Genomic DNA, 6,641 nt, shown 5'->3' on the forward strand with positions numbered 1-6,641 from the left:
TGATATAGCAGTCGCCAAAGCTATTAGGACATTTTTCTGTTCCCTGTTCCCTGTTCCCTGTTCCCTTAAAATATAATTTATGTGTCCTAACTAGCCTGTCTATTGCTATAATTTGTGATACACTGAGAACGAGTATCACTGATTATATAACTATAACGGTAGGCAAGGTAAGAACAAAAATAAGTTTTATATAGCAGCCTAAGTCATTCCCAATCGGTGATAAATAAAGCAAAAAAATCTTAAAGTAATTATTATGGCATTACCGATTGTGGCGATTATTGGACGGCCGAATGTAGGCAAGTCCACCCTTGTCAACCGTTTAGCTAAGGATAGACAAGCAATAGTACACGATGAACCCGGAATTACTCGCGATCGCACCTATCGACCTGCATTTTGGGGCGATCGTGACTTTCAAGTGGTAGATACAGGGGGTCTAGTATTCGACGATGAGACAGAATTTTTACCCCTGATCCGAGAACAGGCAATGGCAGCCTTAACAGAGTCTAGTGTAGCCATTTTTGTGGTAGATGGTCAACTAGGTTTAACCGCCGGGGATAGTGAGATTGCAGACTGGTTAAGACAGCAAGAAGTACCCGTTTTATTAGCAGTCAATAAATGTGAGTCACCGGATCAAGGACTGATTCAAGCTGCCGAATTTTGGGAATTAGGACTAGGAGAACCTTACCCTGTTTCTGGTATTCATGGTAATGGTACAGGGGAACTGTTAGAGCAATTAATTACTTATTTACCCTCTCCCGATGAATTACCGGATCGAGACGAGATTAATGTTTCAATTATTGGTCGTCCTAACGTGGGAAAATCTAGTTTATTGAACGCATTTTTAGGGGAAAAAAGAGCAATTGTTAGTCCTATTTCTGGGACTACTAGAGATGCTATTGATACTATAGTAGAACGAGGAGAAAACACCTATCGGTTAATCGATACTGCTGGTATTCGTCGCAAAAAAAATGTTAATTATGGGGCGGAATTTTTCAGTATTAACCGAGCATTTAAAGCCATTCGTCGTGCGGATGTAGTTTTATTAGTTATTGATGCTCTTGAGGGCGTTACCGACCAAGATATTAAGTTAGCAAATCGCATTATTGATGAAGGAAGATCTGCTATTATTGTCGTTAATAAATGGGATGCCATAGACAAAGATTCTTACACCATTTATGAGTACAAAAAAAAGGTCATGTCTCGACTTTATTTTATGGAATGGGCGGATCTGATTTTTGTTAGTGCCATGTCAGGAAAAAGAGTAGAAAAAATCTTTAAATTAGTGGATGTAGCAGTAGAAGAACATCGTCGTCGGGTAACTACATCTGTTGTCAATGAAGTATTAGAAGAAGCAGCAAAATGGCACTCACCCCCAACCACTAGACAAGGAAAACAAGGAAGAATTTATTACGGAACCCAAGTATCAAGTCAACCCCCAACCATTGCTTTATTTGTTAACGATCCCAAACGATTTAATGATAATTATCGACGTTATATTGAGCGACAGTTTCGCGAACAAATTGGTTTTCTGGGGACTCCTATTCGTCTATTATGGAGAGGTAAGAAAATGCGAGATATTGAACCTAGTTTAAACAGAGCAACTAAAGTTTAGATAAAAACTGTAGGGTGGGCAATACTCGAAACTATCTCATATTAAGGTTTTAACTTTAATTAAAATTGCCCACCTTCCGTTGATTTATAACATTATTAAGGTTAGGAGAAATAATAAAATGGAAGAATTATTTGAGTTAAAAGATTTGTTACTAGCAGGAAATATTGATGATGCTTTATTATTGAACGTTAATATTTTATTTATAAACTATATTTAAAGCTATCAATTAGCTAAAATAGTAATTAGTTAACTAAGTAAAAATATAGAAAATGAATACCATTGATTTAGTGACACAAAAAATCCATTTATTACCCCCTGATAAACAAGAAGAGGTTTTAGATTTTATTGAGTTTTTAATGATAAAATATCAACCAGAAACCTCTCGAAAATCTGCCGAAGAATTAACAATTGAACGCATGAAGGATCTTGATGATCCAGATAACCCTGATAAATGGGAAACTGTGGTCGATATCGGTGACGAAATTGATGAAAATGCTTTAAATGAGTGGTTAGAAAAACGTGGTTACAAAAAAACGGTATCAAATCAAACTACATAAGTTATTCTCTCAAGAGGATTTATTAATTTTACCTGTTGAACTACAAGAAGATTTTTCTAAGTATCAACAAGTTTTATCCCTTGATCCTTATGAAACGAGAGGAGTCCCCAGTCATAGTTTAACAGGTACATTAAGGGGATATCGCGCGTTAGAAATTGATGAAAATGGGGTTAGTTATCGTTTAGTTTATCGTATTCATGAAAAACCTGCATCTAAACGGGTGTTTATTTTAAGTTTTGCAGAACATGATCTCGCTTATGAAAAAGCTAAGGAGAGAAAGTAAGAAATAGAATTAATTGTAGGATAAATATTATTCAATAATAATATTATTAATTCCTTCCTAACTTGAACTACTTCTAGTTTCTTTTATTTGCTATAAACTTGATCATGACGACCAATATCAATTAACAAAATTATTATTTCTAAAGATTCCCCATCCTCGGAAAAAGTAAAAATAATTCGGCAATCATAATTCACAGAACAAGACCATAACTCTTCTAAATTACCACTTAACTTATGAGATTTCAAAGATGATGTAAATGGATCTTCAGCTAACTGTCTGAGTACATCGAAAATTTTAGGTTTTAACTGAGGATTTTTCTTAATTAGCTTTTTAAACGAACGCTTAAACCCTTCACTCCAGATAACATCCATTGTTAATCCTCATTCAAATCAGCAATTAAATCGTCTACAGTTCCCCTTTTAGCTGTGCCTGTAGCAATCGCTTGTTTTAATTCCTCAACATTAGCCAAAATTTCTTTTTCTCTCGTTTCAGCCCTATATTTATGGAACATTTCTAGCAATAAATCTTGTTCATCCTCTGATAAACTCTCAAAAGATTTGATAATTTCCTGCAAAGTCATTATTTTACCTCCACAAACATTTAAAAGTTCATAATTTTAAATAGAATTATAACAAAAAAATTCACCTCAATCATTTAACTATTCTCAAAGTTGATCTGATTATAAATATGGGCAATCGCTAATTCATCTCAGATCAAATTAAGCCTTTCCAACCTTCCCAAACCGTCTTTCTCGCTGCTGATAATTTAATAAAGCATCGTGGAGAGTATGACGATCAAAATCAGGCCAAAGGGTTTGGGTAACATAAATTTCTGCATAGGCCAATTGCCATAACAGAAAATTACTAATCCGCATTTCTCCACTGGTACGAATTAAAAGATCAGGATCAGGAATACCTTTTGTATATAAGAAATTTTCAAATAAACCTTCATTAATATCATCTAACTTCAACAATCCCTGTTGCACCTGTTGTGCGATCGCCCGACAACTTTGGACAATTTCTTGACGACCACCATAATTAGTAGCTACCGTAAATTGCACTCCAGTATTATTTTCCGTATCTTCCATAGAACGACAAATTTCCTCTTGTAGGGAAGGACTCAACCTATCTAAATCTCCCACAAAACGAATTCTCACATTCTCAGCCATCATTTCTTGTAATTCACGACGCAAGACCCTTTCAAACAAAGTCATCAAAAAATCTACTTCTTCTAGAGGTCGTCCCCAATTTTCCGTAGAAAAAGCATAAGCTGTCAAAGCCGAAATCCCCCAATCCCGACAACAACGGAGTAAATCTTTGAGAGTATCCACCCCTCGTTGATGTCCCATAATACGAGGTAGGCCACGACGTTTTGCCCAACGGCCATTACCGTCCATAATGACGGCGATATGTTGGGGAAGACGGTTTAAATCGAGATCGTTTGGTAAGTCCTTTAACACAATAGGCTGCTTAACGGTCATTTCTTCTCTTCTGATGAGTTCGATGACAATGTACGAACGGTATTTTGTAGGAAGCGTCTTCCCTCTGGGCCGATAATACGGCTGAGAAGACCCCATCCTGGAGCTACAGACTCTCCCTTAACCAGTAAAGCAAATTTTTTGTCTAGTAGCTCTTTTAGTTTACTGCTAGTTAGGGGTCGATCCAAAACTCCTTTTTCAGCGAGGGAAATAGAACCGGTTTCTTCGGAGACAATAATACACATACATTGATCGACGCTTTCCGTTATACCCATGGCCGCCCGATGTCGCGTCCCCAGTTGACGGGAGAAGTTTTTATCGGAGAGAGGTAAAATTACTCCAGCAGAAATAATGCGAGTTCCCCTAATAAAAACAGCCCCATCGTGGAGTAGGGTTTTAGGCTGAAAAATCGTCTGTAGAAGGGCTTTAGAAATCTCTCCATCAATAGAGACACCTTGATCAACAAAAACTCTCATATCGATTGAGCCAGACGTTTCAATGACAATCAAAGCACCTGTCCTATTTTGAGAAAGTTCTCTGACAGCTTCTACCAATTCATCCACCACATTATTCGTTTTGATGGTGCTAGGTTTTCGTGCGAAAAATTGTAGGATTTTACCTTGTCCCAAAAGTTCCAGAAAACGCCGAAATTCTCCTTGGAAAATAACCGCCATAGCGACGGCCGCCCCCAAAACTAATTTTTCCAGGACAAATTGCAGCAGTGATAATTGAAGCTTTTCGCTGATCACTGCTGCTAACATGAGAATAATAAGCCCCCGAACCATATACAGGGTACGACGCTCACCAATAGCAAGAAGCATCAAATAGGTTAGTAGCAGCACTAAACCGATATCAATGCCGTTATGAATTAGCTCTTGAATTACGTCTGGGCGCGCCCAGTGTTGCTCAGAAGGCTGACTTGACAGGAAGTAAAATGACAAGATGGATGCTCAATGAGAACAATTTGCGGTTGAAAGTAGGAGAATTAGGGGATTAGCTTTTCGGGTAAACAATCTTGTCGAATTAGATCGTCATAAGTCTCCCGTCTTAGGATTAAGTTAGCCTCTCCATTGTTAACTAAAACGGCTGCCGGACGGGGCAAACGGTTATAGTTGGATGCCATACTATAATTGTATGCTCCTGTCCCCATGATTACTAGAATATCTCCTGGATGGGTTTGAGGCAACCGAGCGTCTTTAATTACAATATCTCCTGATTCGCAGTGTTTGCCGGCAACGGTTACAGTTTCGTTGATCTCGGCTGACATTTTATTGCCTAGAACTACACTATAAGCTGATTGGTAGGTAATAGGACGAGGATTATCGGACATTCCTCCATCAACTGCGATGTAGGTACGTAGTTCGGGGATTTCTTTCCGACTTCCTACTTTATAAGCAGTGACACAAGCGGAACCAATTAGCGATCGCCCGGGTTCGGCAATCAGTTTGGGCAAGGGAATATTAGAGCGTTGACAAGCTTGCATCACCGCTTCACTAACAGCTTTAACCCATTCTTCAATACTTGGGGGATCGTCCTCTTCTGTGTAGCGAATACCCAAACCACCACCGATGTTTAATTCTGGTAGGGTGAGTCCGTATTCTTGACCGATTTTTAGCCATTCTACTAATACGCCGGCTAAGTCTTGATGGGGTTGTTTCTCGAAAATTTGGGAGCCAATATGGGCGTGTAGTCCCCGACAATTGAGGGATTTGTGTTCAGCGATATAGGCAAAAACGGTTTCGAGTTGATGGGGATCAAAACCAAATTTACTATCTAGATGGCCTGTGCGAATGTACTCATGGGTATGACATTCAATTCCTGGGGTTAGTCTTATCAGAATGGGAATACTCTGATCAGGCAGACTCTGACTTAGTTGGACGAGGGTTTGCAGTTCTAGCCAGTTATCGACGATGATGGTACAACCCACTTCTAAGGCTTGTTTTAGTTCGGCAACTGATTTATTGTTGCCATGAAAGTAAATTTTTTGGGCAATTTCTTGACACGAATAGCCTAGTTGTGTTAAAGATTTTTCAGTTGTGTAAAGTTCGCCTCCAGACACCACATCAAAGCCTAAATCTTCTGTGGCGATGACACCAACAACGGCGAGAGAACTCCAAGCTTTTGAGGCGTAAATGACCTGAGACTCCCCTTGATAGTAGGTTTTGAATCCATCTCTGTACTGACTGCAAGCGTTTCTCAAGGTCGTTTCATCGAGGATGTAGAGGGGGGAACCAAATTGTTCAACCAGAGTCTCAATATCACAACCACCAATTTCTAAGTGATCACGATCATTAATGTTAGCGGTTAGGGGTAATAGAGATTGGTTAGGAGATGGTTTTTTTGTATTTATGGCATTTTTTGGCAGGTAATCTTGTCCTGTGTGAGGATTTTTTGTTGGTGTCGCTATCATAATTTCCTGGTCTAGTGGGTAACTTTGTTGAGTAGTTCCTAAACTTGTAGCAATAAACTACTCTCGAGTTTTATCCGTGGGATTATCCTTTCATTATATGACTATATTTTCCATCCTCACCTAAATCCAGTTTGTTTTTAGCTGTAGAGATTTTAGGATTTTAGGTGGGGACTTCTGCAAACATTCTTTTAACAGGGATGGTAAATTCTTCAAAACTGAACACCGTAAGCTGAAATTGCTACAACGTCGCTTAAGTAGAAAACAAAGACTTTCTAAGAACTACGAAAAAGCCAGAAAAAAAG

The 6,641-nt window shown here is 38.6% G+C and carries 8 protein-coding genes and 1 pseudogene; 4 read left to right on the forward strand and 5 right to left on the reverse strand.

The window, feature by feature from the left end; all coding sequences use genetic code 11:
- Positions 1–253 precede the first annotated feature (253 nt).
- The 3 genes from der to QNJ66_RS25805 all read left to right on the forward strand — a co-directional run bounded on the left by der (position 254) and on the right by QNJ66_RS25805 (position 2,452).
- Positions 254–1,612, forward strand: coding sequence for a ribosome biogenesis GTPase Der (gene der, locus QNJ66_RS25795; protein ID WP_300511530.1), 1,359 nt, complete (start codon positions 254–256; stop codon positions 1,610–1,612).
- A gap of 269 nt (positions 1,613–1,881) precedes the next feature.
- Entirely contained in the window at positions 1,882–2,169 is a 288-nt protein-coding gene (locus QNJ66_RS25800; protein WP_300511531.1) for a DUF2281 domain-containing protein, read from the forward strand.
- A complete protein-coding gene (locus QNJ66_RS25805) occupies positions 2,132–2,452 on the forward strand; it encodes a hypothetical protein (protein WP_300511532.1) in 321 nt (106 codons plus the stop codon). The genes QNJ66_RS25800 and QNJ66_RS25805 overlap by 38 nt, the downstream gene beginning before the upstream one ends.
- Positions 2,453–2,535: 83 nt before the next feature.
- Here QNJ66_RS25805 and QNJ66_RS25810 read toward each other — a convergent pair whose 3' ends face one another.
- The 5 genes from QNJ66_RS25810 to lysA form a co-directional block, all read right to left on the reverse strand.
- Positions 2,536–2,823, reverse strand: coding sequence for a type II toxin-antitoxin system mRNA interferase toxin, RelE/StbE family (locus QNJ66_RS25810; protein ID WP_300511533.1), 288 nt, complete (start codon positions 2,821–2,823; stop codon positions 2,536–2,538).
- Positions 2,824–2,825: 2 nt separating this feature from the next.
- Entirely contained in the window at positions 2,826–3,032 is a 207-nt protein-coding gene (locus QNJ66_RS25815) for a hypothetical protein (RefSeq protein WP_300511534.1), read from the reverse strand.
- A 138-nt stretch (positions 3,033–3,170) separates the two neighbouring features.
- A complete protein-coding gene (gene uppS / locus QNJ66_RS25820) occupies positions 3,171–3,932 on the reverse strand; it encodes a polyprenyl diphosphate synthase (RefSeq protein ID WP_300511535.1) in 762 nt (253 codons plus the stop codon).
- Entirely contained in the window at positions 3,929–4,870 is a 942-nt protein-coding gene (cdaA, locus tag QNJ66_RS25825; RefSeq protein WP_300511537.1) for a diadenylate cyclase CdaA, read from the reverse strand. The genes uppS and cdaA overlap by 4 nt, the downstream gene beginning before the upstream one ends.
- Positions 4,871–4,914: 44 nt before the next feature.
- The gene (lysA, locus tag QNJ66_RS25830) at positions 4,915–6,339 is read right to left on the reverse strand and encodes a diaminopimelate decarboxylase (RefSeq protein ID WP_300511538.1); all 1,425 of its coding nucleotides are present in this window, start codon (positions 6,337–6,339) and stop codon (positions 4,915–4,917) included.
- A 202-nt stretch (positions 6,340–6,541) separates the two neighbouring features.
- On the opposite strand from lysA, the pseudogene QNJ66_RS25835 reads away from it, so the two are divergent.
- Positions 6,542–6,641, forward strand: a pseudogene (locus QNJ66_RS25835) (RNA-guided endonuclease TnpB family protein); the annotation flags it as partial.

Source organism: Crocosphaera sp., from assembly GCF_030064895.1.
GTDB lineage: Bacteria > Cyanobacteriota > Cyanobacteriia > Cyanobacteriales > Microcystaceae > Crocosphaera.

Excerpts from the sequence above, each read along its gene's own strand:
- der (WP_300511530.1), top strand. The coding sequence starts at position 254 with ATGGCATTACCGATTGTGGCGATTATTGGACGGCCGAATGTAGGCAAG.
- QNJ66_RS25800 (WP_300511531.1), top strand. The coding sequence starts at position 1,882 with ATGAATACCATTGATTTAGTGACACAAAAAATCCATTTATTACCCCCT.
- QNJ66_RS25810 (WP_300511533.1), bottom strand. The coding sequence starts at position 2,823 with ATGGATGTTATCTGGAGTGAAGGGTTTAAGCGTTCGTTTAAAAAGCTA.
- QNJ66_RS25815 (WP_300511534.1), bottom strand. The coding sequence starts at position 3,032 with ATGACTTTGCAGGAAATTATCAAATCTTTTGAGAGTTTATCAGAGGAT.
- uppS (WP_300511535.1), bottom strand. The coding sequence starts at position 3,932 with ATGACCGTTAAGCAGCCTATTGTGTTAAAGGACTTACCAAACGATCTC.
- lysA (WP_300511538.1), bottom strand. The coding sequence starts at position 6,339 with ATGATAGCGACACCAACAAAAAATCCTCACACAGGACAAGATTACCTG.